This is a genomic window from Priestia sp. P1_B12_1, from assembly GCF_056406695.1.
This window is the reverse complement of the sequence record NZ_JBFTZR010000005.1, coordinates 25860-50939: the sequence shown is the minus strand read 5'-3', so window position 1 is coordinate 50939 and position 25080 is coordinate 25860. Positions and strand designations below refer to the sequence as shown.

Below are 25080 nucleotides of genomic sequence, written 5' to 3'. Positions count from 1 at the left end.
AACAGTGGCCTGCGCCACTGTTTTTTTACCATAGACCTAGCAGTTTCCACCACAAGCCGCCAATTCCAATCCAAATGATAATATGAATAATTGAAATTAAAAAGCCGAGCGACCACCATTTTTGCTGCGTTACATATCCACTACCGAAGAACACCGGGGCCGGTCCACTGCCGTAGTGAGTTAAACAGCCAAATAAATTGCTAAAGAACGCTAAAATTAATGCTGACAGTAACGGAGGCGCACCAGCGGCCACGATGACAGATAAAAATGCTGCGTACATAGCGCTGACGTGAGCCGTGTTACTTGCAAAAAAGTAGTGAGAATAAAAATACGCAATAGCTAGTACAATCAAGGCCGTCATCCAAGACATATGGCTAACAGTGCCTTTCATCAGATCACTGAACCAAGGAATCATGCCTAGATCATTTAAGAAAGTTGCCATCATAACCAAAACAGCAAACCAGACTAATGTATCCCATGCTCCCTGTTCTTTTTTGATGTCTGACCAGCTTAACACTTGCGTTAAAAGCAGCGCACATAGACCAATAAAAGCAGTTGTTGTTGCATTAATATTTAAATTAGCTCCAAAAATCCATAGCACAAGAAGAAGTAAAAATACGCCAATCATGTACCATTCTTCTTTCTTTAGCGGACCCATTTCATTTAATTTTTTTGCTGCAATTTCAGATGCTTCCGGCGTTTCTTTTAATTCTGGCGGATACAGCTTATAAATAACAAGCGGAATAACAATTAAACTAATAATTCCAGGTACGATTGCAGCCGCTGCCCAGCCAACCCATGAAATAGTCTTGCCTGTAATTTGTTCCGTCATTTTAACCGCAAGAGGATTGGCCGCCATTGCTGTTACGAACATAGCGGATGTGATCATATCTCCTTGAAACGATACTTTTGTTAAGAAAGCGCCGACTCTGCGCTCCGTACCGTCTCCAGTTCTCGATCCGTATGTTTCGGATAAAGAACGAATGATTGGAAGAATAATTCCTCCAGCTCGTGCTGTATTAGACGGCATTGCAGGTGATAAAAGCAAGTCACTTACGATAAGAGAATACGATAATCCCAACGTCTTTTTACCGAACAAACGAACGAAGATATAGGCAACCCTTGTTCCTAGACCAGTCTTAATAAAACCTCTAGAAATAAAGAATGCAATAACGATTAACCAAATCGTCGTATTTTGAAAACCGCTGAGCGATTGTTCAAGTGTTAATGTATTAGTTAATACAATAATGGTTAAAGATAAAATAGCTACACTGCCCAATGGCAATGGTTTAATGATAAGCCCTACGATAGTAGCCACAAAAATAGCGAATAAGTGCCAAGCCTTCACATCAAGTCCGGACGGAGGTGTAATAAACCATAAAACAAGTCCGATTGCCAGACAAATTAATAAAGGAATAAATTTCACTTCGCCGGCAGGCTTTTTTGTTGTTTCAGCCATAATCTTTCTCCTTTCATGTTTTTTAATAATAGTAGTATGCTCTTTCTACTTCACACCCAATACTTATCCCATTTAAAATAAAATAATTGTAAAAATACGTTTCGTAAGGATGATATTGTAAATTTGTGAAGTGTTGAGCATAATTCCTTTATTATTTTATCATACATACTGACAATATTTATCTTTTCCCTTCATTTTATTCCCTTCAAAATAGCTTGTAAGCGTTATTTCATCACAATAAATAAGCTGCATGAGTTCATCATGCAGCCTTGTATTTAGCGATTTATTTTTTGAATAAACACGACTTTGAGATAATCACCTGACTTAAATTCTTTTATTGTTTTAAAATCAGCTGGAAGAGAGAACTGCTCCATCATTTTGTAGCGTTCCCCTTTTTCATTAAAAGCTTTTTCAATAAACGAATGGAATTTTTTCATATCAAAGTTACTTGCATTCGTAGATGCTACGATGACACCATTTGGCTTTGTAAGAGCAATGGCTTCTTTTAATAAATCTTTGTAGTCTTTTGCTGCACTGAACGTATGCTTTTTCGACTTAGCAAAGCTCGGCGGATCTAGCACCACAAGATCAAACGTCATGTTCTTCTTGACCGCATATTTAAAATACTTGAAAACATCTTCTACAATAATGTCCTGTGCTTCGTGATCAATTCCATTTACACTAAATTGCTCAATTGTTTTTGCCAAGCTGCGATTGGCTAAATCAACACTTGTTGTTTTCGCAGCTCCTCCAAGAGCGGCCGCCACTGAAAATGCGCCTGTATACGAAAACATATTTAGCACGGTCTTTCCTTTTGCATATTTATCTCGAATCGTTTTACGGACGTCTCGCTGATCTAAAAAGACCCCAACCATCGCTCCGTCATTTAAGTAAACGGCAAAACGAATACCATTTTCTTTTACAATAAGAGGGAACTCACCTTTATCCCCTGCTACAAAATCATCTTCTTCAATATACTGACCTTTTACGTTAAAACGTTTTTTCTGGTACAGCCCTTTAAAATTAGGCGCAGACTTTAAGGCTTCAATGACGTATTCTTTAAATCGATAAATTCCTTCACTATACCAACTCATGACGTAATATCCGTCATAATAATCAATAATTAAGCCGCCGATTCCGTCACCTTCACTATTAAATACGCGAAAAGCAGTTGTGTCTTCAGACGCATAAAAATCATGACGTGATGAAATAGCTTGCTGAATTTTTCTAGCAAAAAACGCCGCGTCAATTTGCTCATTTTTCTTTTTCGAAAGAATCCATCCGTAGCCTTTGTTTTGTTTTCCATAATAGCCTTTGGCTAAAAATTGATTCTTGGGAGTGACTAAGTTAATAATAACGCCTTCTTCTTGCAGTTTATGACCATCAACAAGCGCATCTTTTTCAATGAGTGGATAACCCTTGTTCACTTTTTTAATAAAAGCTTCTTTGGCTATAACTTGTACTTCTTTTCTCATGTGTACACCCTATCTATTTAATTTATTTCATTCTAGTTCTATCCATTTTACAACAATAATCTACATTTATCTTAACATAGATAAACAGCCCCGTTTCTAGTTATAAATAGAAAAGCAGAAGATGCCTTGAAGCACCCTCTGCTTGATATGAATGAAAAATGAAATGTATGTTTGATGTTTTAAGATAAAAAATTATGAGCACTCTTGTCCCGTATAAGCATCGAACTTAAGCGTCTGCTGCTTGCTTCCGCTCACTAAAGTCACCACGTATACAGTTATTGAGTTTTCTGTTATAAGCTCAATATGCTCTACTTTTCCTTCTTGATGTTTTAAAGCAAGAACTTTTACAGCGGTCTCCGTTAACGGCTGAAGCTTATCATGTTTTACATGTGTGATTTCACCCGAAACCGCATCGATTGTAACGGTGTATTCCGTATTATCTTTGATTATTTTTACTGTGAAAATCGCTGCGTTTTGATCATATTCTACCATTTTCACCTTACCTGCATATGTAGCCAATGCAAGATCTTTTGCATCTTGTCTCGTTAATAGCTTCACTGCTTGCTGAGAAGTATTAACTACTTTTCCTGTGAAAGCATCTAACGTTACCGTATATTGAGTGCTATCTTTAAGAATCACTGCGACATACTGACTAGCAGATTCTTTAAACTCTAGACTATATACGTAACCACTATATTGTTTAACAATTGTTTCTTTTATTTTTTGCTCTGATATTAGCTGCAGCTCTTTTTTATTCTCATGAATGACTTTCCCCGTTAGACCATCCACGGTTAGCGTATATTCTACTTTGCCATCTACTACAGTTAACGTATATTCATTCGTTTCTTTGTTAAATGTAATAGATTGAATCGCTCCTGTATACTGCTTAGAAATGGATTCTTTCACTTGATTTTGTGTCCATAACTTCACTTCTTGTTTCTTCACTACTTTTCCAGTCCTTGCGCTTACTTCTACGATTCTTTGCTCAAGGTTATTCGTTGCAATTGTAATCACATACACCCTTGATTCTTGCTTAAATTCCGTAGATGTGACCGTCCCTTTACAATCTTGCAGAGCAATACCATTTGCCTGAGCTTGCGAGATACTCACATGTTCAGTTGTCTCTGCTTTCGCTGTCTTCATCTCTGCAGCGTGACTCGTTGTAATAGAGCTAAATGCAACTGCAGCTCCTAAAGCAGATGTAGACAATACTTTTGCCCATTTAATCATCCTTACATTTCCTCCTCCTTCACCATTAGACTTTCCGTCTATGGCGTTTTATCTAGTACGCCGTTCATTATGCAAAAGATTTCTGAGAATAAGACGAATAGAAGCTTAAAGTTAGCTGAAGATATAAGAATAGCTACTATTTTTCAGCTTGCTTTCAGCTTTTATTCAGGGCTGTTTCAGATAAAAAAGCATAATAGAAAGTAGAGGAGCAAAGGAGTTTTCACCATGATGGATCAACTAAAAGGAATTAAAGTCTTGCTTATAGATGACGAACCAACTATTTTACAGTTTTTATCTTTAGGTTTAACGAATGAAGGATTTGATATCAAAGCTGCTCAAGACGGAATGGAAGGAATTAATATAGCCAAAGAATTCAAGCCTCATATTGCTATTGTAGATGTTATGCTTCCGGGAATGGATGGGTTTGAAGTATGCCGCTTGTTAAAGAAAATGGGGAATATAGCTGTCATCATGCTAACAGCAAAAGATCAAGTGGACGATCGAGTAAAGGGACTGACTATTGGAGCAGATGATTATATGGTCAAACCTTTCAGTTTTGAAGAACTTCTTGCGCGCATTCAAGCTAGAATCCGTAATCAATTTCCCAACTTATTAGACGAAGTATCCATCGGTCCATTTAAAATTGATGACCGCCGCAAAGAAATTAAATACCTTAATCACATACTTGATTTATCCCCTACTGAATATGCACTCTTAAAATTCTTAGTTATTAATCACGGTCTCGTACTAAGTAAATCCACCATTTTAGATCGAGTGTGGGGATATGATTTTGGAGGAGAAGAAAACATTGTTGAAGTATACATTCGATCACTGAGAGAAAAATTACAGGACCATAGCCGAACCGTTATTCGAACGCTTCGCGGTGTAGGTTACCGGATTGATATTTCATGAAGCACGAACGTTTCTTTCATTTGAACTCTCTTCGCCTTCAGCTTTTATCTAGAAGTTTACTCGTTATTTTGAGTTTACTGATGCTGATAGGCGTTTTTCAATACGTATTTATGAAGCAATTTATTTATACAAATAAAATTAGAAGCATCGAAGACCAAATTCACTTGATTCCCGATGATGTCTGGAAGCACGATATTGAAACAAGCCAGAACGTAAAACAATCATCAAGACCAATGGTTTATTTCCCGGGCGTTAATATTACCTTTATCAATCAAAAAAGCACCTTTTTACGGCTGGCTAAGGATCCACATCATTCTTACTTCCCTAAGCTTTCTGCATCTGCATACAAACAAGTAATGAAAAACAGCAACCAGCCGGACAATACGACGAGCCTCATAAAAAAAATGGATGGTCATCAAGAGCAAGTCATTGTTTTAAAACCCATTATCTTTGATGGAGAAATACAGGGAGTTATTCAAATTAATACTCCCACAGAATCATTAAGAGACCTCTTAATCAGACAAATGCTCATCTTTTTAATGCTTTCACTTACCGCAATGACCATTGCTTTTTTTGTTTTTTCTTCTGTTTTAAAACAGACGTTAGTCCCCTTGTTTACTACTACTAAAAAAGTAGAGCATATTAATGCCGGAAGCTTACATGACCGCTTGCCTGTTAATCAAGGACAAATCGAAATGGATCGCCTTTCTCTTTCTATTAATGAAATGCTTGAACGTCTTGAAAAAGCATTTAAAGCAGAAACAGAAGCCAAAGAACAAATGCGGCGTTTTGTTGCGGATGCTTCGCATGAACTGCGAACGCCGCTTACATCTATTCACGGCTTTTTAGAAGTTTTATTAAGAGGGGCTAGCAGTAATCCAGAACAATTAAACGACGCATTAAAAAGCATGTATGGAGAGTCCAAAAGACTGCACAAACTTATTCAGGATCTTCTGCTTCTTGCTCAGCTTGATCAACTTCCACCGTTTCAAAAAGAATACTGTTTTGTAGATGAGTTGATTTTAGATATGAAACCTCAACTCATACTATTGGCGGGGAACAGAAAGGTTTTATTCGACTTTCCAAGCCGTTTACCATCAGACATTAACAAAGATCAATTTAAACAAGTTGTTTTAAACTTATTTTCCAACGCCGTACAGCATACAAATCCAACTACGGGAGTTATTCAAGTGATAGGAAAAATAAATGAGAAAGAACTTTCGTTAATAATACAAGATAACGGTCATGGTATTCCTCAAGAACACCTTCCTCATTTATTTGAGCGATTTTACAAAGCTGATGCTTCACGCTCTCGGGCATATGGAGGAGCAGGCTTAGGCTTGGCCATTAGCGCATCTATTATAGAGCTGCACGGGGGGAAAATACGTGTAGAAAGCAAATTGAATGCAGGAACTGCTTTTGAAATCGTATTGCCCTTGACGTAAAAAAGACGATTGCCGTGAAGCAATCGTCTTTTGTATCAAATCAGCACACTTTTCCTGTTTGAGAACTGATTTTTACAATATGTTGTACGTTGTCTGTTCCTTTAATGACAAACGTGTACGCTTGTTCACTTAATGAAACAGATTGAACCGTTCCTTTGTGCTGTTGAAGAGCAGCTTGTTTAGCTTGTTCCTGCGTAAACTTTACCGCTTCGACTTTGATTACTTTTCCTGTTTCAGCGTTTATTTTCACATGGTGATCTTTGTTATCTTTTCCGTGAATTAAAAATGTGTATACATCATTTACATATGAACTCGATTGAATCGTTCCACTGCAATTTTTTAATGCAATTGATTGAACCTGTGCTTTTGTAAATGCAGCGCTTTGAATTTGAATCACTTTTCCACTTTGTGCATTGACTTTTACGTGGTGATCACGGCTATCGTTTCCATGAATTAAGAACGTATACACTCCATCGTTGAAGCCTACCGACTTAACCGTTCCTCCACAGTTTTTCACTGCTACTGCTTGTGCCTCACTTTGAGAAAAAGATAGTTTTTCAACCTTTACCACTTTTCCGCTGTGTGCATTTACTTTCACATGATGGTCTTGATTATCTTTTCCGTGAATTAAAAACGTATAGGCGTTATTTTCAAAAGAAACCGATTGAACCGTTCCTCCGCAGTTCTTTAAGGCAATTGTTTTTGCTTGAGCTTGTGTATATGTGGCCGCTTCAGTATGAGCCGACGCTTTTGTTGAAGTAATGTGCTGACCGTCTGAAGCAAATGCACTTGTCATTGAACCGAGAGCGATAGCTGTTCCAATTGTGGCACCTCCCACGGCTTTTGCCACTACTGCTTTTCCTGCTAATACTTTTCCAATCATGATTATACCTCCGCGTAATTTCTAATGTATTTACAGCACGAGTCAAATGTTTTAGCAGCGGTCATTTATCAAAATAGCGCTATTGGAGTAACGTTTTTTTCTGCTAAAATACCTTTCACTTTTGCTGTACGAGCCAAAGCGCTTTTTGTCGCCTTTAGCTATGTGTTTATTGTAAGAGCGGAACATGAATTCACTGTGAAGCCCAGCTGAATGCTATCTGAACAAATTCTGAAAGATAGCTGAATAACTTCTAGTTAAACTTGTCATATAAATGTTCAACGTTCTTAACAACAGCTCAACAAATCCAGCGCTTCTCTTTATATTTCCTCAACAATCAAATGATTTAATAAGTGTATGAATACGATTTGGAGGTTATCAACCATGAAAAAACGAGTATCTCTTGGACTATCTCTCACTCTCTTAGCTTCTAGCGCGGCTTCTGCTTTTGCAGCAGAGCATCATCCAGTTCAACATCCAAAACAAATCAAAAACGTCGAGTTTCAGCCAATGAAAGCACCTACTACGATTGAAAATATGATTAAAACGTATACAGAGGCATCTGTAAAAGTAACGTATAAAGATGGAAGCGTTGAAGAAACGCCGCTTAACTATAACCAGCTCTTTCTTTCAAAAGATAAAATTGTCGATAATAAAGGAGAATTAATCGCCGCAGGTACACCGATCGATGCAAACGGGGATCCGATTATTGACCGAAGTGTTCCTGATAAGCCATCACCGTACGTATCAGATGCACCGGATTCAAACAGCTTTATCACCATCAACGGTAAGTCTTATATTATTTCACATTATGAATATGAATCTGTTAATAATGCTGGAAAAGAGATTTCCGGTCTTCCTGCTTCAATGACGCTTACACAAGTTGACCGAGATGATAAAACAGGAAAACTAACCGTCAACCATGCTAAAAAAATTGATTTTTCTAATGTAGATGGTTTGTGGACGCCGTGTAATGGCTCTACAACGGATTGGGGTACTCACCTTGGGTCAGAAGAATACGAGCCTGATGCACGTGCTTTTGAAGATCCTTCATCCAGCTCTTATAAAGACGTCACGAACTTCGCTAAGCTTTATTTCGGCGACACGTCAAAAGCAAATCCTTACTACTACGGCTGGATTCCAGAAATTTCAGTGGATGAAAGCGGCAATGCATCCGTCGTAAAACATTACAGCACAGGCCGTTTTTCACACGAAATGATGCAGGTACTTCCAGATAACAAAACCGCTCTTTTTGGAGACGATGGGTCTAATACCATGATGTTTATGTATGTAGCCGATAAGGAGAAAGACTTCTCAGCAGGAACTCTTTATGCGACAAAGTTTAAACAAACGAGCACAGAAAATGGAGGTAAAGGCGACCTTCAGTGGATTAAGCTTGGCCATGCAACAGACAATGAAGTGAAAACAATAATCGACAAAGAAACAAAATTTAGTGATATTTTTGAAACAGCTGACCAGCCTACAAAAGGATTTACAGCTGTGAAAACCGCTGCAAGTAAAAAAGTTGAATATTTAAAAGTAAAGCCTGGCATGGAAAAAGCAGCTGCCTTTTTAGAATCACGCCGATACGGTGCAATTTTAGGTGCAACATCTGAATTCAACAAGATGGAAGGACTAACGGTTAACAAAAAAGACAAAAAAGCGTACATGGCTATTTCTTACCAAAATAGTGCCATGCTAAAAGAATCTGGTGCTGTACAAGATGATATCCAGCTTCCAAAATTAGAGTCTGGTGTGACCTACCAGCTGAACTTAGGATCGCATCAAAAAGACCAAGCAAACGGCAAGATTAACAGTCGCTACGTTCCCGCAAGCATGGAAGGGCTACTGATTGGACAAGACCTAGAAAAAGCAGATGCATACGGTAATACAGCCGACCCAAATAAAATTGCCAACCCTGATAACCTTACGTATTCAAATGACTTAAATACACTGTTTATCGGAGAAGACAGCTCACTGCATACAAACAACTTCGTATGGGCTTATAATGTAAAAACTAAAAAATTATCACGCATCCTTTCAGTTCCAGTGGGAGCAGAAGCAACAGGACTTCGTGCAGTAGAAAACATTAAAAACTCTCGCTACGTATTAAGCAACTATCAGCACCCGGGCGAGGACATCAGCGACAAAAATATTACCGCTGTTGATAAAGAAGAGCTAGCTAATGCAATGAAAGAAAGCATTGGCATTCAAGAAACAGGTGGTGTAGGATACATTTCTGGACTGCCTTCTAAGGACGGCGCACCTTACAAAAAGCATTAATACGTAATGAAGCCACGTCTGTTGTGCAATGACAGACGTGGTTTTTTATATAGTCGAAGTTATTTATAAAATCGTTTATCGTAATCATAATTATGGTGAATACTTTATAATACCCTTGGAGAAAGTGCCTACACACAAACCAAATGCTTTAGGATATTTATTCGCAGATATCCGTTACATGCCTTCAGGCTCCCTTTTAATTGCTTACACTCCACTAATATTAGATATAAAATTTGTTTCAATAGGTATTTCCAGCAAAACAAAACCACTCGTTCCCTTGCACTTTTCGTTCCATACCATTAAAGTATATATTGGTTGAAGTTTATACTGACATTCAACCTGATAAAAGAAATTACACTTTTTAATTTTGGGAATATGTTTTCCCTAAAAGAAAGGGTTTAGATATAAGATGAAAGATAATTTTTGGCATGAGTTGCCGCGTCCGTTTTTTATTTTGGCACCGATGGAAGCTGTGACGGATGTCGTTTTTCGCCATGTCGTGACCGAAGCAGCACGACCTGACGTATTTTTTACAGAGTTTACAAATACGGAAAGCTACTGCCATCCGAAAGGAAAAGATAGCGTAAAAGGACGTTTGACGTTTACAGATGATGAACAGCCAATCGTTGCGCACATTTGGGGAGACAAGCCTGAATACTTCCGTCAAATGAGTATCGGCATGGCCGAAATGGGCTTTCGCGGCATTGATATTAATATGGGCTGTCCTGTACAGAATGTTGCAGGAAACGGAAAAGGTTCTGGTCTGATTCGCCGTCCAGATACTGCGGCTGAGATTATCCAGGCAGCTAAAGCTGGAGGACTTCCAGTAAGCGTAAAGACTCGTCTTGGCTATACGCAAGTTGATGAGTGGTACGACTGGCTGAAGCACATTTTAGAGCAGGATATCGTGAACCTTTCTATTCACCTTCGTACAAAAAAAGAAATGAGCGATGTTGACGCGCACTGGGAGTTAATTCCGGAGATCAAGAAGCTTCGTGACGAAATTGCGCCTCATACGCTACTAACAATTAACGGTGATATTCCTGACCGCCAGAAAGGTCTTGAACTTGCGGAGAAGTACGGCATTGATGGAATCATGATTGGACGCGGAATTTTCCATAATCCCTTTGCGTTTGAAAAAGAAAAGAAAGAGCACACAAGCGAAGAGCTATTAGAACTTCTTCGCCTGCAGCTAGATCTTCATGATAAGTATTCTGAAGAATTAGAGCCGCGCCCTTTCAAACCGCTTCGACGCTTTTTCAAAATTTACGTTCGCGGATTCCGCGGTGCAAGTGAATTAAGAAATCTACTCATGAGCACGGAAACAACTGACGAAGTGCGTGCGTTGCTTGATGAGTTTAAAGACAGAGCTGGAGTGAAAGAAGACGAAGGTTTTTCTGTTTCTTAAATAAGATCTCGTTTGCTTAAACTCAATTGTTCTAACATTTTATCGGAGAGAAGAACCTCTTGTTCTTTTTTATAGACGTATGCTATTTATCCACATATGATAAAAGCTGAGGCAGAAGGTTTTACATTTCCTTCTGCCTCAGCTTTTAATGAAAAAATATCCACACGATCTATTTATGATAAGGTTCATTTCGAATAATACGAAAAGCTCGGTAAATCTGTTCTACTAATACTAGGCGCATAAGCTGATGAGGAAACGTCATCTTTGAAAAAGAAAGGGCTGCGTTTGAGCGTTTCATTACTTCGCTGCTTAAACCAAGCGACCCGCCAATGACAAACGCTATTTTGCTTTTTCCGTAGGTAGCTAATGAATCAATTTCTTTTGCGAGTTCCTCGGAAGACTTTTGTTTTCCGTTAATAGCTAATGCGATCACATAAGTATCGTCTGAGATTTTCGCTAAGATGCGCTCTCCTTCTTTTTGTTTTACCTGTTCCATTTCAGATTCACTTAAGTTTTCTGGCGCTTTTTCATCTGCAAGTTCAATAATTTCCACTTTTGCATAGCTTGATAAACGCTTTAAATATTCTTGAATACCTTGTTTTAAGTATTTTTCTTTTAGCTTTCCAATGGTTATAATAGAGATATTCACAGGCTATTCTCCTCTCCTTTATCTCTTATCCACAGATATTATCCACATATCCACATGTTATATCCACATTTTGTATAAGAATATTAGTTCCCTACTACATATACAGCTTCATTTTCACAATATTCACAGCTTTTTTTGTCAGTGGAATTTTCTATTTTTTCAAAAACCGGCGCTAGCTCAATCTCATCTACCATTACATCCAGCGCTAGTTCTGTATGTTCTAAACAGCAATATATCTTCATGTATTTATCTTCCTTTCTCTATTCTTTTCATTAAAAAACCACAGGAGTTTATCCCCTGTGGATAACTTTATTTTACTTCATTTGACGCGTTAATTTTACTTCTGTGGATTTCTTTTTGCCATCGCGATAGAACGTTACGTTCATTTTATCGCCAATTTCTTTTTCAATGTAGAGGTGTTTGCGAAGTGTCGCAATGTCCCTTACTTTGCTGTGATCTAACTCAACAATCACATCATATTCCTTTAATCCGGCTTTAGCGGCTGGCGAACCTGGCTCAACTTTTAGAACAGCGACTCCGTTTACTACATCATGCGGTAACTTAAGGGTTTCTTTTAAATGATACCCTGATACCTCACTTAATGATAGTGTACTAACTCCAAGATACGGACGTCTGACTTCACCATATCGTTCTAAGTCATTAATAATGGGCCTAGCCATGTTGATTGGAATCGCAAGACCAATGCCTTCTACTGCTTCTTGAGCAATTTTCATGGAATTAATACCGATTAATTCACCATCAATATTAACAAGAGCACCCCCGCTATTACCAGGGTTAATGGCGGCATCTGTTTGAATAACTTCTGATTGCCAATCAGGATTTCCATCGCCATTCAAATCTTGAGGAATGACACGGTTAACCCCTGAGACCACTCCTTGTGTAACGGAGCCAGAAAATTGAAGGCCTAGCGGGTTTCCGATTGCAATCACTGGTTCACCAGCTTTAAGCTTATCAGAATTTCCGAAGGTAGCCACTTTTGTCACGTGGCCTGCGTCAATTTCAAGAACTGCCAAGTCCATTAAATCATCACTGCCAAGAATTTTAGCCGATACCCTTGTACCGTTACTGAAGCTCACTTCAATTTCGTTAGCGCCTTTAATGACATGATAGTTTGTCACAATATAAGCTTTGTTGCCTTGCTTTTTGTAAATAACACCTGAGCCCGTCCCGGCATCAGTTCGTTCATCATTCCAAAAGCTTTCAGAGTTCTGGATGTTTACAACTCCTACAACTGCTGCATTGGCTTCAGAAACAGCTTTTGTGACGGCCGTGGTGACGTCAAGAGATACTGATTTTTGAATGGTAGACCCTGTTTGTTCATCTCCATTTTCATCATCCATCCATCCGTATGGCAAAATCCCGTTCCTCACCAAGGCTGGCATAAGAAGCAGTACAATAAGTGCACCTATAATAGCTCCAATCAGAGCAGAAGCGAAATATCCTCTGCGGCGTTTAGGCGGCCGACTATTTGGCTCTTGGCCTTCATCATAATGTTCCACACTATCACCGAACCCTTCATTTATCATCGTGAATGTCTGCATTCACGTACTAAATGAAGTTATTTTTCGCTTCCTTTCTAGAGACTATACATAAACAATATCAGTTGGTCTTTTTGGATCTGTATCACATAGAAGAATATTGTCCTCTACACTGATGTCTTTCTGTTGTAACACTTGCGCAACAGACATGCGGGCAATTTCCTTCATGTTATTGTCTTGACTCAAATGCGCTAAGTAAATGCGTTTAGTTTGATCTCCAATCACATCTGCCATTGCAAGCGCCGCGTCTTCATTTGATACATGTCCCACGTCGCTTAGAATTCGTCTTTTAATGCTCCAAGGGTAGCGCCCCATTCTCAGCATTTCGACATCATGATTGCTTTCAAATACGTACATATCGCTATTTTTAATCGTACCTTTCATGCGGTCACTTACATAGCCGGTATCCGTAATAAGGGTTAATTTTTTAGACCCTTGATGAAAGACATAAAACATAGGCTCTGCAGCATCATGCGAAACGCCAAAAGACTCCACTTCCAATTGACCAAACGATTTCGTTTGGCCAATTTCAAAGTGAAACTTCTGTTCCGTATCAATGTTGCCGATCAAGCCATCCATTGCGTTCCACGTTTTTTCATTTGCGAAAATAGGGAGCTTATATTTACGTGCCAGAACACCTAGTCCTTTAATATGGTCACTATGTTCGTGAGTCACTAAAATTCCTGATAAATCCGGGATATTGCGATTTACTTGTTGAAATAGAGCTTCCATTTGTTTTCCGCTCAGCCCTGCATCAACTAGTAAGGAATGTTCTCCATCACTTACTAAAATCGCATTTCCTGTGCTCCCACTCGCTAGCACGCTGAAATGCAGGCTCATTTATCTCACTCCAAATACTTATTTATTTCCTTTTTTAATAATCTGCCCTTCAAAGGCATTTACAAAATAACTCGTATCTCCATTTACAATAACATGCCAAGTTGGTGCTAAAACTTGAGAATTTAGTAGCGGCAGATCAAACGTATAGTACCCAAACTCTACTTTTGTTACAGAATCTTTCTTTTTCAATTCACCCTTCAAAAACAAATTTTCCAATGCTTTTAAAGGCGTTAAAACATCCTGCTCATCATCTAACGTTTTTACAGAACCTAGCGTCGTTTGTTCATAAGAAATAATTTCACCTTTATCATTTAAATGAGCAACAATCATGCCATTTTCATTATCAAAGATTTTATGCTTCTTATATTTTTGAAAGAATGTAACTGTTTTTTTCTCTTTGTTAACATTCCATAGCTCATAATCCTTACCTGAGATCACATACCGTTTTAGAAATTGACTTAGCTTTGCTTCGGGACTTTTTTCAGGTACTGAAAAAGGTTTGTCTAATACGCTTCGAATTGTTTTTTCCTCAAGCAGCGTTGCTTTTTGTTCTTTTAACTTTTTTAAATCTTCATCTTTAAACAGTTTGCTTTTGGCATTTAACGACGAAGCTTCCTTCACATCTGTAGATAAATGTTTATATTCAATGCCTTCACTCGTCAATTGTTCTTCAACGCTCGACTCTACAAATAGAGAGTACTGATCTTCTTGATGAGTTTTAAAAATCTGATAGCCTAAGTAAATATTAAGAATCAAGAAAGTGAAAATAAAGATGGTTTTTGTTCTATTCCAATCCATCGTTATCGCCTCCTTCGGTCGGCGGTGCAATTCGATACCATTTGCTATTATAATAATAGAACCAAGAAGGAACGAGTTTGACAGAATTAGAATTAAACTCAACCGTCTTTTCGCCGGTTTTCGGCTGCTGTGACACTTCTTCTAGCTGATAGCCTATTGAAATATCTTTTAACAGATTCGGGTCAAAGTTTTGATGTTTTTCAATTAATTGAATCACCTTTTGAGATGACTGCAGCTTTTCTACACTCGAGTCCTGTACTCTTACAAAACGATAAAGAGGACGACGGTAATTTAAAATCTCCGCATTTCCCCATCTCTGATATATTTCAGTCATTCCCTGATTGCTGTACACTGGATAGTTATCTTTATAATAACGATAGCTAATTTCTTTTGTAATGCGATTCCAGCTGTTGAACCTGTAATTAGATTCTGTCCAGCCGCCGTGGTCATTAACGAAGCTAAAGCTGCGATTTATTAAATTATAATCTTCCATTACCTCGGTCGTGGAATTTACAAGATTCACATATTCCATCACATCTGTCTTCGTATTGACATTGATCACTTTTGTACCTTCAGTGTAGACATCTCGGTTTGTAGACGTTTCTTTCCGTGCATAGTCTGGGTTGTTAAAAAGCGCTTCTTTATATTTTTCAATATCTAAATGCCTCATGCTCGTATAGTAGACTTCACTATTCATCGTAATATTATTTTCCGGAAGGAAGATATATCGATTTTTGTTTTCTTTATATACAAGGCTCGGGGCATACGTACGCTTCATTTTATCTTCTAATTCTTTGATATCATCTTTGGCCAAATTCTTGACTGTAACCGAATAAATCTTTTTTTGCTCATAATTCACAAGATACACGCTCACGAAAAAGGAAGGTGTACGCTTAATTTTAATGAGTACACGGTCAAATGTTTGATTAGGCAAAGACGTTTGAGAAAATGAAAAAAGCTGTTGAAATGTTTTCAAAGGTAGCGCGTCTGGATACAGCACTTCAATAGAATTACTTCCATGGACATAATTTAAAAATCCATCAGGTGAAATAGCATCCGAAACGTCCGTCACATTCGAAAATTTCCACTTTTTCATTTCATTTACCCATTTGTTTACATCATCTTCATCGTGAGACATGTAGTGATTATCGTTTCGATGATAGAGAACTTCTGTTGGAAGAATATGATCTTCTATTTTACTTTTTGAACTAACTTCAACTTCCTGCAAATGTTGATTTTTTGAAATGACCTTATAAGAAGGCTGATACGTCCATATATGATACGTCATAATTAAACTGGAAGCGACGAGAACAACTAAGATGGCCGTTTTGATATGTTCATATCTCATTCCCATTCGTCATCATTCTCACTTTCAATCGGAAGAGTAAAGTAAATCGTTGTTCCTTTTCCTTCCTGACTATCTGCCCAAATGCGTCCATCATGTGCTTCAATAATTTCCTTGGCAATAGCAAGCCCTAATCCTGTTCCGCCTAATTTACGCGTTCGTGCTTTATCTACACGATAGAAGCGTTCGAAAATTTTAGCTAAATTTGATTTTGGAATTCCCATACCTTGGTCTTTAATGCTCACAACAATTTCATGCGTATGCTGAGCAATTGAAAACGTAATGGTTCCGCCTTCAGGTGAATATTTTATTGCATTGGAAATAATGTTATCTAATACTTGTGTAATTTTATCTTGATCGATAGCGACATAGATTGCTTCATTTGGCAAGTCGCGCACGAACGAAATACCTTGTTCAATTGTCATTTCAAAGCGATCAATGATGTAATGATAGAACTTCACAAAATTGATTGGGTCACGACTAAATCGGTAGTCTTGACTATCTAGCTTAGATAATTGAAGCAAGTCGTTAACGAGACGAATCATTCGTTCTGTTTCCGTTTGCGTTACATTTAAAAATGTTGGAGCTAAGTCCTTATCTTGCCATGCTCCTTCTGCAAGCGCATCTAAATAACTGCGCATCGTTGTTAACGGCGTACGCAATTCATGTGAAACATTCGCTACAAATTCTCGGCGATCTTGATCAATTTTCTCCTGCTCTGTAATATCATGCAAGACAATGATAATCCCGTTAATAAAACCGGTCTCTTTTTGAATAGCGGAAATGGTAGCTCTTAAAATAAAGGGATCCGATTTTGTACTAAAGTCTAAAATTAATGACTCTTGATTAGCGAGCAAGCTTTCAAACGTATGCGTTTCTTCAAGATCTAATAGGGAAACAACTGGGTCAGACAAAACCGTTTCACGTGAAACATTTAGCATAGCTGCAGCTGGATCATTAATTAAAATTACTCTTCCTTTTCGATCCGTCGCAATAACGCCGTCCGTCATATGAGCTAATACCGAGCTAAGCTTACGGCGCTCCCCTTCTGTAGTTGCCTGTGCTTCTTGAAGCTTTCTTGTTAAGTTGTTGAATGTGAGAGCTAGCTGACCAATCTCATCATACCCGTATACTTTAGCTTTTCTCGTAAAATTCCCTTTGGCCATCTCAAGTGCTTGTTTTCTCATTTCAGACATTGGACGAGTAATCGTCTGAGCTAAAAACACGCCTAAAATAGCTGTAATAAAAAGAGCAATCACTGTACCTGCCTTAAAGATCTGATTGATATTACTCATTTGATCGTAAACAGGCTCCATGGAAGCTGTTAAGTAAATAGCACCTAAGATTTCTTCGCTAGACTGAACTTTTCCATTTTTATTAGTTGAATTTGATTGACTGGCACCTACTTTATCCTGTAAACGAATAGGCTGTATCATAACTCTAATTCGCTGTCCGCTTTGATCAACAAATACATTATCAGAGTTCGTTCCTGCTAACAACGCATTTGTAATCGCTAAATCATTAGTCTTTTTACCTATGATCTGTTGAGGATTTGAGTTCGATGTAGCAATGATTCTTCTATTTTGGTCAATGACTCTTACTTCAGAGATGTCATTCATATCATTTGAAGCTAAATTGGGTCTTGAAGCAAAATCTCGTAAAATAGTCTTTAAGTCTTCCTCAAGAGTGGGTGAATCATCATCACGATTTTTCACCATTTCTTGTCCAATGTTATACGTCAGCAAGTCTGTCCGCTCTTGAAGAGACGTTCGAAAGTTGTTAACTAATTCTTTTTCTAATTGTCGTGCAAAATAGACCCCAATAATTTGCATCGCAATTAAAATAAGCAGCACATAAATCAATACAAACTTTAAATGAATAGATTGCAGGAGCCTTACTTTCTTCATCTAAAATTACTCCTGCTCTGGGCTGCGTAAATAATAGCCTACTCCACGTCTTGTTACAATCCACATTGGATGGCTTGGATTATCTTCAATTTTTTCACGTAATCTTCGAACTGTTACATCTACCGTACGCACATCACCAAAATAGTCATAACCCCATACAGTTTGAAGCAAGTGTTCACGCGTCATGACTTGTCCAATGTGCTTCGCTAAATAATGCAGCAGCTCAAATTCACGGTGAGTCAGTTCGATCGTTTCTCCGCGCTTAGACACGATATAAGCATCTGGGTGAATAACAAGTGCTCCAATCGTAATTTCATTCGTTTCGCTTTCTTCCGTTGGAACAGCTACCTGTTGATGTCTACGTAAATTAGCTTTTACACGTGCTAATAATTCACGCGTACTAAATGGCTTAGTTACATAATCATCTGCACCTAATTCTAGACCTAAAACTTTGTCAATTTCAGAGTCTTTTGCTGTTAACATGATAATTGGCATATCATATTTTTTGCGCACTTCTCGGCAAACTTCCATTCCATCTTTCTGAGGAAGCATAATATCTAATAAAATCATTTCAGGCTGTACTTCTTCCACTTTTTCAAGTGCTTCTACGCCATCATAAGCACAAAATACTTCGTAACCTTCTTTTTGCAAATTAAACTTTAAAATATCTGCAATCGGCTTTTCGTCATCTACGACTAAAATACGTTTATCCATGATCATCGTTCTCCTTTATTAGTTGAAGCAAAATATAAAAGATAGTATTCATACTGTTTGAATACCGTAGTTTTATTATACTTGATAACCCTTGAAACGTCACAAGTTCATCCTCTACTATACATGAAGATATATGATTTTCAACCATCTCTAAATACAAAAGTAATATATTACCACAAAAGAGATACAAAGCAAATAACGCTTTCTTTTAAATGTAAATAAAAGAAAAAAGCATGACTTTAAATAAAGTCATGCTTTTTGATGGCTCGGGACGGAATCGAACCGCCGACACAAGGATTTTCAGTCCTTTGCTCTACCAACTGAGCTACCGAGCCAAAATGGCGGTCCCGACGGGAATCGAACCCGCGATCTCCTGCGTGACAGGCAGGCATGTTAACCGCTACACCACGGGACCTCAGTCTATATGCTGTGTATTAAAAATATTAAAAATGACCCGTACGGGATTCGAACCCGTGTTACCGCCGTGAAAGGGCGGTGTCTTAACCGCTTGACCAACGGGCCACGTTGTAACAAAAGTGAGCCATGAAGGACTCGAACCTTCGACCCTCTGATTAAAAGTCAGATGCTCTACCAACTGAGCTAATGGCTCATGTTATATCTCTTAGCGACGCTTATTATAATAACATGATATTTCATATAAATGCAATAGTTTTTTTAAAACTTTCTTTTTATTATTGAGCTTTTTTTAAAAATCTTGTTAACAAAGCACCAATTATCAATAAAAAAGGTTAGCTCACAAGGAGCTAACCTTTTTTATTTAGCTATATACACCACGTAATACATTTGTTTGTGTACGATCTGGACCTACAGAGAAAATAGATAAAGGAATACCTGTTAATTGAGACACGCGCTCTAAGTAGTGGCGAGCGTTATCAGGTAACTCATCTAATGTTTTCACACCCGTAATATCTTCTGTCCAACCTGGAAGCTCTTCGTATACAGGTTCACATTCTGCAAGTGTTTTTAAGCTAGCAGGGAATTCTTCCATAACTTCCCCTTTATAACGGTAAGCTACACAAATCTTTAATGTCTCAATTCCCGTTAATACATCAATTGAGTTTAAAGATAAATCTGTGATTCCGCTAACGCGACGAGCATGACGTACAACTACACTGTCGAACCAACCTACACGGCGAGGACGACCAGTTGTTGTACCATACTCACGTCCTACTTCACGGATTTGATCACCGATTTCGTTTGTTAATTCAGTTGGAAAAGGACCGTCACCAACACGAGTTGTATACGCTTTTGATACACCTACAACGTGTTTGATTTTAGATGGACCTACACCAGAGCCAATTGTTACTCCACCCGCTACTGGGTTTGAAGATGTAACAAATGGATATGTTCCTTGGTCGATATCTAACATAACACCTTGTGCGCCTTCAAATAGTACACGACGTCCTTCGTCTAACGCATCATTTAATACTACTGATGTATCAACAACGTATTTTGCAACTTGTTGACCATACTCATAGTACTCATCTAAAATTTCTTCTAATGTAAAGCCTTCTACTTCATACATTTTTTCAAGAAGGCGGTTCTTTTCAGCTAAGTTTTGTGTTAATTTTGCTTCAAATACTTCACGGTCTAGTAAATCGGCAATTCGAATACCAACACGTGCTGCTTTATCCATATAAGCTGGTCCAATACCTTTTTTCGTTGTACCAATCTTATTTTCACCTTTACGTTCTTCTTCAACTTCATCTAATTTTAAATGATATGGAAGAATCACATGAGCTCGGTTACTAATACGTAAGTTTTCTGTTGTTACACCGCGATCATGTAAGTATTTTAATTCTTGAACAAGCGCTTTTGGATCGACAACCATACCGTTTCCAATTACACACGTTTTGTCATTATAAAAAATACCTGAAGGAATTAAATGTAACTTATAAGTTTCACCATTAAACTTAATTGTGTGACCTGCATTGTTCCCACCTTGGTAACGTGCAATCACTTCTGCATTTTCTGATAGGAAGTCTGTAATCTTCCCTTTTCCTTCATCTCCCCATTGTGTTCCTACTACAACGACTGAAGACATATCTTAAGCACCTCCGCTTAGTAAGCAACAGCTCACTACGACATAATTTAACCATGGATAAGTGTATCAATTTATCGTGCTAAAGTCAATTAAATCCGAACGATTTAACAAAAGTTATTACAAATATATCGTATTTTGCGGAACGAATGCGATAACAATAAAATAAAACCTCTCAATATGAGAGGTTTTATGCACCAGGCGGCACTCCTGCGTCATCGAAGCGCCGCTCGAGATTAACGAATTTATTGTACTCTTTTACGAAGGCAAGCTGTACGGTTCCAACCGGACCGTTACGCTGCTTGGCTATAATAATCTCGATAATATTTTGATTTTCTGTATCTTTTTCATAATAGTCTTCACGATATAAGAAAGCTACGATATCGGCATCCTGCTCAATACTTCCGGATTCACGGATATCAGACATCATCGGTCGCTTATCTTGTCTCTGCTCTACTCCACGGGAAAGCTGTGATAAGGCGATAACAGGCACTTCTAATTCACGAGCTAAACCTTTTAACGCACGAGAAATTTCAGATACTTCCTGCTGTCGGTTTTCTCCGCTTCGTCCATTTCCTTGAATGAGCTGTAAGTAGTCAATTAAAATCATCCCAAGCCCGCCTTCTTGTTTCAAGCGACGGCACTTAGAACGAATTTCACCTACACGAATACCCGGTGTATCATCGATATAAATCCCTGCATTGGACAAAGATCCCATTGCCATAGTGAGCTTTCCCCAGTCATCAGCTGTAAGCGAACCTGTACGCAGCCTTTGTGCATCAATATTTCCTTCCGCACAAAGCATCCTCATAACAAGCTGCTGAGCACCCATCTCTAAACTGAAAATGGCTACGTTCTCATCCGTTTTCGTTGCAACGTTTTGCGCAATATTTAAGGCAAAAGCCGTTTTACCTACTGATGGTCGGGCCGCTACAATAATTAAATCATTTCGCTGAAATCCCGCTGTCATTCTATCTAAATCACTAAACCCGGTTGGAATACCTGTAATGTCACCTTTTCGATTGTGAAGAACTTCGATATCATCGTACGTTTGTACAAGTACATCTTTAATATTTTGAAACACACCGCTGTTTTTACGCTGTGCTACTTCTAAAATGTTTTTTTCCGCTTCATTTAATAAAACTTCTACTTCGTCTTCCCTTGCATATCCTTCTGAAGCAATATGCGTTGCAGTACGAATTAAACGGCGTAAAATCGACTTTTCTTCTACGATTTTACCGTAATACTCTACGTTTGCGGCCGTTGGAACAGAGTTAGCTAAATCACTTAAATACGATACGCCGCCAACTTCTTCTAGGATTTTTTGGTCAGCTAATTCAGACGTTACCGTTACCAAATCAACCGGTTCACCTTGGTCAGAAAGTTTCAGCATACATGTAAAGATTTTCTGGTGCGATGCCCGGTAAAAATCTTCAGGTATTAGCAGTTCAGATGCTAAGGTTAAAGAAGAAGGCTCTAAGAAAATGGCCCCTAATAGCGCTTGCTCTGCTTCAATATTCTGAGGCGGAAGACGATCAGCAAAAAGATCACTCATATTTCTATGCCCCTCTTATATTCTTTCAGTATTTTCTTTCATCATAAATGTTGGCGCGAACAAATACAAGTCCGCGCCAACCCTTTATATTATTTACCTATTTTTCAATCGTACGTTTATTTTTGTTCAGTCACGTGTACCTTTACCGTAGCCGTTACTTCCGGATGTAATTTAACCGGTACATTTGTGTAGCCTAATGCGCGAATTGCATCATTTAATTCAATTTTACGCTTATCTACTTTAATTTTGTGCTTTTTCTTTAATTCTTCAGCAATTTGTTTGCTTGTGATAGAACCGAATAAACGGCCGCCTTCACCAGATTTTGCTGTTAATTCCACTGTTAGTTCTTCAAGAGTTGCTTTTAACTCTTTGTTTGCTTGAAGTTCTGCAGCTGCATCTTTTTGCTCTCTATTTTTTTGTGCTTCTAATACCTTCACATTACCGCCTGTAGCTTCAACAGCATAACCATTTTTTAATAAGAAGTTATGTGCGTAGCCATCTGAAACATTTTTCACTTCACCTTTTTTGCCTTTTCCTTTTACATCTTTTAAGAAAATTACTTTCATGATTTTTTACCTCCATCTAAGTACTCATCAATTGCTTGTTTAAGCCGTTCTTCAGCTTCATCCAAACTAATGTCTTGGAGCTGAGTAGCAGCATTCGTTAAGTGGCCTCCGCCTTGGAGACTTTCCATAATAACTTGTACATTGATATCTCCAAGCGATCTAGCACTAATGCCAATTAGATTATCCCGCCGCTTAGAAATAACAAACGAAGCAACCACTCCGCTGATTGAAAGCAGCGTATCTGCAGCTTGCGCAATTAACACTTGATCATACATTTTGTTTGGTTCAGCTCGTGAAATAGCAATACCTGCTGTATAAATCTCTGCATGTTCAATAAAGCGTGCTCGCTGTACATATTGCGTGATATCTTCTTTTAAAAACTTTTGAACAAGAACCGTATCTGCGCCTTGAGAACGTAAAAAGGACGCTGCATCAAACGTACGAGATCCCGTGCGTAATGTAAAGCTTTTTGTATCGACAATAATACCAGCTAAAAGTGCCGTTGCTTCTAGCATATCAATTTTAAATCGTTTTGGCTGGTATTCAAGAAGCTCAGTAACGAGCTCTGCTGTCGAGGAAGCATATGGCTCCATATAGACAAGAAGAGGATCTTCAATAAAGTCTTCTCCACGTCTATGGTGATCAATGACCACGACATTTTCAATACGATGTAATAATCTTTCTTCAATAACCATCGATGGCTTGTGCGTATCTACTACTACTAAAAGAGTATCATCACTTACAAGATTTAAGGCTTCTTCAGGCGTAATAAATCGCTCCCACAGGCCTTCTTTCTTTTTAATCTCTTCTAGCATTCGCTGAACACCTGTATCGATATGATCAGGATCTAATACGATAAAACCGTCTTTCTGATTTACTTGGGCTACTTTTAATATCCCAATAGCAGCTCCTACAGCATCCATATCCGGATACTTATGACCCATGATAATCACTTTTCCACTCTCTGTAATGAGCTCTTTTAACGCGTGAGAAATAACTCTTGCACGCACGCGCGTCCGTTTTTCCATTGGGTTTGTCTTGCCCCCAAAGAATTTCACTTTTCCATTCGGCTGTTTAATCGCTACTTGATCTCCGCCTCGACCTAAGGCCAAATCCAAGCTAGATTGAGCTAAGGCACCCAGCTCAGGTAAATCAGCAGCACCAGCACCGATACCAATGCTCAATGTAAGCGGTATATTTTGTTTAGACGTCTCTTCTCGAACTTGGTCTAAGATAGAAAATTTGCTTCGCTCTAAATGAATTAAGATTTGTTCATTCATAATCGCAATAAATTTCTCGGAAGACGTACGTTTAATAAAAATACCGTATTCTTGAGCCCAACTATTTAACATAGAGGTTACTTGGCTATTCAAGTTACTTTTAACTTGATCATCCATTCCTTGCGTTAGTTCATCATAATTATCTAAAAAGATAATACCTAAACTTGTTCGTTCTTCTTCATACAATTTTTCGATTTCTATTTGCTCTGTAATATCAAAGAAGTACAGTAAGCGCTCGTCTCGTTTAATCACCACTTTAAATTTCCGATCATGCAACGTGACAACTTCTGTTTCCACTTCTTGTTTGATCAGTGGAATAATACTTTCGGCTACATCGTATAATGATCTTCCCACTAGTGTGTCTTCACCGAGACAAGATGCTAGAAAAGGATTGGTCCATTCAATTTGATATTCATCATTAAACAGCATAATCCCAATCGGCATTTCCATTAATGCCTCTTCGCCTACTTTTTTCAGCCGATGAGACAGCATTGAAATATAGGTTTCAAACTCATCGGACAGCATTCGCTCCATTCTCATGTATAGAAAAAGACAGGCTAATAGTAATATAAAGCCTATCATTCCTATGATCCAATTATGATAGGTCACGATACCTACTAAAATCAGAGCTATACTATACAATGAGTAAAATGGATAGCGAATAACGTTCTTTTTTGTAAAGACAGGCATCCATTTCAGCTCCTACTTTTTTA

Annotated in this window: 20 protein-coding genes and 4 tRNA genes; 4 read left to right on the top strand and 20 right to left on the bottom strand. The window is 38.3% G+C overall.

Annotated elements, in window-relative coordinates; genetic code table 11:
- Positions 1–25: 25 nt before the first annotated feature.
- The 3 genes from AC1D0Y_RS17405 to AC1D0Y_RS17395 form a co-directional block, all read right to left on the bottom strand.
- A complete protein-coding gene (locus AC1D0Y_RS17405) occupies positions 26–1459 on the bottom strand; it encodes an anion permease (RefSeq protein ID WP_028411930.1) in 1434 nt (477 codons plus the stop codon).
- A gap of 275 nt (positions 1460–1734) precedes the next feature.
- Entirely contained in the window at positions 1735–2934 is a 1200-nt protein-coding gene (locus tag AC1D0Y_RS17400; RefSeq protein ID WP_060745905.1) for a class I SAM-dependent rRNA methyltransferase, read from the bottom strand.
- Positions 2935–3126: 192 nt separating this feature from the next.
- Positions 3127–4164, bottom strand: coding sequence for a PepSY domain-containing protein (locus AC1D0Y_RS17395; protein WP_060745906.1), 1038 nt, complete (start codon positions 4162–4164; stop codon positions 3127–3129).
- 228 nt (positions 4165–4392) lie between these two features.
- Between AC1D0Y_RS17395 and AC1D0Y_RS17390 the strand changes: the two genes are divergently transcribed.
- Positions 4393–5076: a response regulator transcription factor gene (locus AC1D0Y_RS17390; RefSeq protein WP_028409748.1), complete on the top strand. Its 684-nt coding sequence runs from the start codon at positions 4393–4395 to the stop codon at positions 5074–5076.
- A complete protein-coding gene (locus AC1D0Y_RS17385) occupies positions 5073–6521 on the top strand; it encodes a sensor histidine kinase (RefSeq protein ID WP_060745907.1) in 1449 nt (482 codons plus the stop codon). Before AC1D0Y_RS17390 ends, AC1D0Y_RS17385 begins: the two co-directional genes overlap by 4 nt.
- Before the next feature lie 40 nt (positions 6522–6561).
- Here the strand turns inward: AC1D0Y_RS17385 and AC1D0Y_RS17380 are convergent, their stop codons facing one another.
- On the bottom strand, positions 6562–7404 hold the full coding sequence (locus tag AC1D0Y_RS17380; protein WP_060745908.1) for a PepSY domain-containing protein: 843 nt from the start codon (positions 7402–7404) through the stop codon (positions 6562–6564).
- Positions 7405–7785: 381 nt separating this feature from the next.
- Between AC1D0Y_RS17380 and AC1D0Y_RS17375 the strand changes: the two genes are divergently transcribed.
- Both AC1D0Y_RS17375 and AC1D0Y_RS17370 read left to right on the top strand, forming a co-directional pair.
- A complete protein-coding gene (locus AC1D0Y_RS17375; protein WP_477707818.1) occupies positions 7786–9684 on the top strand; it encodes a PhoX family protein in 1899 nt (632 codons plus the stop codon).
- Positions 9685–10093: 409 nt separating this feature from the next.
- Positions 10094–11092: a tRNA dihydrouridine synthase gene (locus tag AC1D0Y_RS17370; protein WP_028409752.1), complete on the top strand. Its 999-nt coding sequence runs from the start codon at positions 10094–10096 to the stop codon at positions 11090–11092.
- A 169-nt stretch (positions 11093–11261) separates the two neighbouring features.
- Here the strand turns inward: AC1D0Y_RS17370 and rlmH are convergent, their stop codons facing one another.
- The 16 genes from rlmH to AC1D0Y_RS17290 form a co-directional block, all read right to left on the bottom strand.
- Positions 11262–11741, bottom strand: a complete 480-nt coding sequence (rlmH, locus tag AC1D0Y_RS17365; protein WP_016765982.1) for a 23S rRNA (pseudouridine(1915)-N(3))-methyltransferase RlmH — start codon at positions 11739–11741, stop codon at positions 11262–11264.
- A gap of 83 nt (positions 11742–11824) precedes the next feature.
- The gene (locus AC1D0Y_RS17360) at positions 11825–11983 is read right to left on the bottom strand and encodes a CxxH/CxxC protein (RefSeq protein WP_063611556.1); all 159 of its coding nucleotides are present in this window, start codon (positions 11981–11983) and stop codon (positions 11825–11827) included.
- 72 nt (positions 11984–12055) lie between these two features.
- On the bottom strand, positions 12056–13288 hold the full coding sequence (locus AC1D0Y_RS17355) for a S1C family serine protease (protein WP_035335787.1): 1233 nt from the start codon (positions 13286–13288) through the stop codon (positions 12056–12058).
- A gap of 57 nt (positions 13289–13345) precedes the next feature.
- On the bottom strand, positions 13346–14140 hold the full coding sequence (locus AC1D0Y_RS17350) for an MBL fold metallo-hydrolase (RefSeq protein WP_028409754.1): 795 nt from the start codon (positions 14138–14140) through the stop codon (positions 13346–13348).
- An 18-nt stretch (positions 14141–14158) separates the two neighbouring features.
- Positions 14159–14938 (bottom strand): two-component system regulatory protein YycI, encoded by a 780-nt coding sequence (locus tag AC1D0Y_RS17345; protein WP_477707817.1) that lies wholly within the window; start codon positions 14936–14938, stop codon positions 14159–14161.
- On the bottom strand, positions 14925–16292 hold the full coding sequence (locus tag AC1D0Y_RS17340; RefSeq protein WP_028411920.1) for a YycH family regulatory protein: 1368 nt from the start codon (positions 16290–16292) through the stop codon (positions 14925–14927). The genes AC1D0Y_RS17345 and AC1D0Y_RS17340 overlap by 14 nt, the downstream gene beginning before the upstream one ends.
- A complete protein-coding gene (gene walK, locus AC1D0Y_RS17335; protein WP_013059906.1) occupies positions 16283–18190 on the bottom strand; it encodes a cell wall metabolism sensor histidine kinase WalK in 1908 nt (635 codons plus the stop codon). The genes AC1D0Y_RS17340 and walK overlap by 10 nt, the downstream gene beginning before the upstream one ends.
- 6 nt (positions 18191–18196) lie before the next feature.
- Positions 18197–18904, bottom strand: a complete 708-nt coding sequence (gene yycF / locus AC1D0Y_RS17330; protein ID WP_013085552.1) for a response regulator YycF — start codon at positions 18902–18904, stop codon at positions 18197–18199.
- 262 nt (positions 18905–19166) lie between these two features.
- A tRNA-Phe gene (locus tag AC1D0Y_RS17325) sits at positions 19167–19239 on the bottom strand.
- A 4-nt stretch (positions 19240–19243) separates the two neighbouring features.
- Positions 19244–19319 (bottom strand) — tRNA-Asp (locus AC1D0Y_RS17320).
- 35 nt (positions 19320–19354) lie between these two features.
- A tRNA-Glu gene (locus AC1D0Y_RS17315) sits at positions 19355–19426 on the bottom strand.
- 15 nt (positions 19427–19441) lie between these two features.
- Positions 19442–19514 (bottom strand) — tRNA-Lys (locus AC1D0Y_RS17310).
- A 168-nt stretch (positions 19515–19682) separates the two neighbouring features.
- The gene (locus AC1D0Y_RS17305; protein ID WP_013085553.1) at positions 19683–20969 is read right to left on the bottom strand and encodes an adenylosuccinate synthase; all 1287 of its coding nucleotides are present in this window, start codon (positions 20967–20969) and stop codon (positions 19683–19685) included.
- A 187-nt stretch (positions 20970–21156) separates the two neighbouring features.
- Positions 21157–22521: a replicative DNA helicase gene (dnaB, locus tag AC1D0Y_RS17300; protein WP_045293917.1), complete on the bottom strand. Its 1365-nt coding sequence runs from the start codon at positions 22519–22521 to the stop codon at positions 21157–21159.
- Positions 22522–22637: 116 nt separating this feature from the next.
- On the bottom strand, positions 22638–23087 hold the full coding sequence (gene rplI / locus AC1D0Y_RS17295) for a 50S ribosomal protein L9 (RefSeq protein ID WP_013059910.1): 450 nt from the start codon (positions 23085–23087) through the stop codon (positions 22638–22640).
- The gene (locus AC1D0Y_RS17290; RefSeq protein WP_028409759.1) at positions 23084–25057 is read right to left on the bottom strand and encodes a DHH family phosphoesterase; all 1974 of its coding nucleotides are present in this window, start codon (positions 25055–25057) and stop codon (positions 23084–23086) included. Before AC1D0Y_RS17290 ends, rplI begins: the two co-directional genes overlap by 4 nt.
- Positions 25058–25080: the final 23 nt, after the last annotated feature.

Coding starts and splice junctions, on each gene's coding strand:
- AC1D0Y_RS17405 (WP_028411930.1), bottom strand. CDS start 1,459: ATGGCTGAAACAACAAAAAAGCCTGCCGGCGAAGTGAAATTTATTCCT.
- AC1D0Y_RS17400 (WP_060745905.1), bottom strand. CDS start 2,934: ATGAGAAAAGAAGTACAAGTTATAGCCAAAGAAGCTTTTATTAAAAAA.
- AC1D0Y_RS17395 (WP_060745906.1), bottom strand. CDS start 4,164: ATGATTAAATGGGCAAAAGTATTGTCTACATCTGCTTTAGGAGCTGCA.
- AC1D0Y_RS17390 (WP_028409748.1), top strand. CDS start 4,393: ATGGATCAACTAAAAGGAATTAAAGTCTTGCTTATAGATGACGAACCA.
- AC1D0Y_RS17385 (WP_060745907.1), top strand. CDS start 5,073: ATGAAGCACGAACGTTTCTTTCATTTGAACTCTCTTCGCCTTCAGCTT.
- AC1D0Y_RS17380 (WP_060745908.1), bottom strand. CDS start 7,404: ATGATTGGAAAAGTATTAGCAGGAAAAGCAGTAGTGGCAAAAGCCGTG.
- AC1D0Y_RS17375 (WP_477707818.1), top strand. CDS start 7,786: ATGAAAAAACGAGTATCTCTTGGACTATCTCTCACTCTCTTAGCTTCT.
- AC1D0Y_RS17370 (WP_028409752.1), top strand. CDS start 10,094: ATGAAAGATAATTTTTGGCATGAGTTGCCGCGTCCGTTTTTTATTTTG.
- AC1D0Y_RS17360 (WP_063611556.1), bottom strand. CDS start 11,983: ATGAAGATATATTGCTGTTTAGAACATACAGAACTAGCGCTGGATGTA.
- AC1D0Y_RS17355 (WP_035335787.1), bottom strand. CDS start 13,288: ATGATAAATGAAGGGTTCGGTGATAGTGTGGAACATTATGATGAAGGC.
- AC1D0Y_RS17350 (WP_028409754.1), bottom strand. CDS start 14,140: ATGAGCCTGCATTTCAGCGTGCTAGCGAGTGGGAGCACAGGAAATGCG.
- AC1D0Y_RS17345 (WP_477707817.1), bottom strand. CDS start 14,938: ATGGATTGGAATAGAACAAAAACCATCTTTATTTTCACTTTCTTGATT.
- AC1D0Y_RS17340 (WP_028411920.1), bottom strand. CDS start 16,292: ATGGGAATGAGATATGAACATATCAAAACGGCCATCTTAGTTGTTCTC.
- walK (WP_013059906.1), bottom strand. CDS start 18,190: ATGAAGAAAGTAAGGCTCCTGCAATCTATTCATTTAAAGTTTGTATTG.
- yycF (WP_013085552.1), bottom strand. CDS start 18,904: ATGGATAAACGTATTTTAGTCGTAGATGACGAAAAGCCGATTGCAGAT.
- AC1D0Y_RS17305 (WP_013085553.1), bottom strand. CDS start 20,969: ATGTCTTCAGTCGTTGTAGTAGGAACACAATGGGGAGATGAAGGAAAA.
- dnaB (WP_045293917.1), bottom strand. CDS start 22,521: ATGAGTGATCTTTTTGCTGATCGTCTTCCGCCTCAGAATATTGAAGCA.
- rplI (WP_013059910.1), bottom strand. CDS start 23,087: ATGAAAGTAATTTTCTTAAAAGATGTAAAAGGAAAAGGCAAAAAAGGT.
- AC1D0Y_RS17290 (WP_028409759.1), bottom strand. CDS start 25,057: ATGCCTGTCTTTACAAAAAAGAACGTTATTCGCTATCCATTTTACTCA.